The 2,054-nt window shown below is 47.2% G+C and carries 3 protein-coding genes and 1 pseudogene; all 4 read right to left on the bottom strand.

What is annotated here, in order from left to right; translation table 11 throughout:
* Nucleotides 1–203 (bottom strand): annotated as a pseudogene (locus ACTHUT_RS18910) (IS5/IS1182 family transposase); the annotation flags it as partial.
* A gap of 213 nt (nucleotides 204–416) precedes the next feature.
* Complete coding sequence (locus ACTHUT_RS18905) at nucleotides 417–752, bottom strand: thioredoxin family protein (protein WP_023887410.1); 336 nt, start codon at nucleotides 750–752, stop codon at nucleotides 417–419.
* A gap of 91 nt (nucleotides 753–843) precedes the next feature.
* Entirely contained in the window at nucleotides 844–1,344 is a 501-nt protein-coding gene (locus tag ACTHUT_RS18900) for an OsmC family protein (protein WP_250600427.1), read from the bottom strand.
* Between the two features lie 47 nt (nucleotides 1,345–1,391).
* Entirely contained in the window at nucleotides 1,392–1,811 is a 420-nt protein-coding gene (locus tag ACTHUT_RS18895) for an aldo/keto reductase (RefSeq protein WP_250600425.1), read from the bottom strand.
* Nucleotides 1,812–2,054: the final 243 nt, after the last annotated feature.

The following is a 2,054-nucleotide window of genomic DNA, read 5'->3' as shown; positions in this document are numbered from 1 at the left end:
TGTCCGAGCAGGACGGCTTTGACCATGGACAACAGGGGATAGGCGGGACGGTCGCGGTGGTCTCTAAGGTAACGGGTTCTTTGACGATTCAGGTACTGTTCGATCGGTTGCCAATCAATCACTTGATCCAACTTCAATAGTGGGAAGCGGTCGATGTGTTTGGCAATCATGGCTTGGGCGGTTTGCTGGAAGAAGGTGCTCATGAGAAATCCCCTAAATGTCTTGGGTGGGAATTTAGGGGATTTTGGGGAATTTTGCAAAGGTCTCATTATCTCAGTCTGCAAGCCGTTTCAGACGACCTTTTTCGTAATAAAGAGCGGTCAAATTTTTAAGTGTTTTGCAAATCATCTTAAAAATTTGACCGCTTGCATCATTATCAAGACCGCAGCCGTCTGAAACATTGATTGATAGACCGGTTACTGATGTCCGCTTTCTGCTACTTTTGTCCATTTTGCCAATGTCTGTTTCATCTGTGCCTGAGGGATGAAGCGGGCCATCCGTTCTACTTCCTTGCCTTGATAAAACAGCAGCCATGCAGGTGCGGTCAGCACGTGGAAACGTCCGGCCATTTCGGGTATTTCAGCAATATCGGCTTTTACAGCATACACATTTCCTTCCACCGCCAAAGCTGAGTCAAGCTGGGCAGCCACGACCGTACAAACACCGCAGATTGGGGCTTTGATGTACAGTGATACTAAAGGGTGTGTGGCGATGGCCTGTTCGATGTCTTTCAGAGTGTGTAGTTGTTGCATGTCATGTACTCCTTTGAGCGATTAAGCCCTTTTCTAGTTGTTAGAAAAGGGGCTTTCAACGAAATAAAAACAAGAAAGTAGTTTGAGCCGTTTAGATTTTCTCCACAACCACTTTTGCCCGCGCTTTCAGGCTGTTCAACACTGGCGAGTTGGCGGCGGAACGGTCGGCGAAATTTTGCAGGGTAGGAAGGTCGGCGTCGGCTTTTACTTTTACGGTTAGCACCAGATTATCCAGTCCGCCGTAGCCATCTTCCATGCCGAACAGTTTGGCCATGTCGATACCGCCGCTTGCGGATATTTCAAACTGTTCCAGTTTCACGCCTGCTTGTGCTGCTTGCAACTCGAAACCTATGGAGCAGCAGCCTGCAGCAGCGCCGATCAGGTATTCCATCGGACTTGGGGCGGCGTTTTCACCGCCCATGTTTTTCGGTTCGTCTGTGGTAAAGGCAGGGAAGCGGCGCACGGAGATTTCGTTCTTCGTGCCGGATACCCAGCGCGAATCGGCGCGTAATGCTGCCTTGCCTTTTGTATGGTCATTTTCAATCGCTGCCATGGTAGTTCGGAAACGTTCGATATCTAACCCGTTAATCATGTTTTGTCCTTTCATAATGATGAATTGCAGATGGTTTTTCGCTACACTTACACGCCCATTTTCCACGCGGAGATGCGTTTCAAATTATCCACCGTGTCGTGATTGACGATGGCGGCGAACGTGCCATCCAGTTTGGCAATTTCTGCTTTGTCTTCATCACTGAGGGCAAAGTCAAAGACATTCAAGTTTTCCGCCATGCGTTCAGGTTTGGTGGATTTTGCCAATACCACCATGTCGCGCTCAATCAGCCAGCGGGTAATCACCTGCGCCACGGATTTGCCGTATTTCGTGTTGATTTTGCTTAACACGGGGTTGTGGAAAATATCGTTTTTACCTTCGGCAAACGGCGCCCACGCTTCCACGGCAATGCCTTCAGCCTGCAAAGCGGCAACGGCTTCGGTTTTTTGTTGGAATGGATTGATTTCAATCTGATTAGCCTGCGGCATCACTTTATTAAACAGCCCCAAATCCACCGCGTGGGCGAAAATTTTGAAGTTTTTAAAGTTTGAAAAACGCTTGGGAACTTGACCGCACTTTTTACATAGAGATAAGGGAAAGGTCGTCTGAAAAACTAAATTCGTTTTCAGACGACCTTTTAACAATAAAAGCGCGGGCGTTTACACTATCGGTAATGGAGCTATAATTTACTTTCGACCAATATCCTTATACGTTAAAATTAATCCAGTTATTAAAAGCTAATTGTATAATAT

It is taken from the genome of Neisseria sp. P0022.S010 (assembly GCF_051956635.1).
Note: the sequence above shows the minus strand (reverse complement) of the source record. Positions and strands in the feature narration are given on the sequence as shown.

Bases quoted from the DNA above. Each gene is read 5' to 3' on its own strand.
- ACTHUT_RS18905 (WP_023887410.1), bottom strand. From the start codon at position 752: ATGCAACAACTACACACTCTGAAAGACATCGAACAGGCCATCGCCACA.
- ACTHUT_RS18900 (WP_250600427.1), bottom strand. From the start codon at position 1,344: ATGATTAACGGGTTAGATATCGAACGTTTCCGAACTACCATGGCAGCG.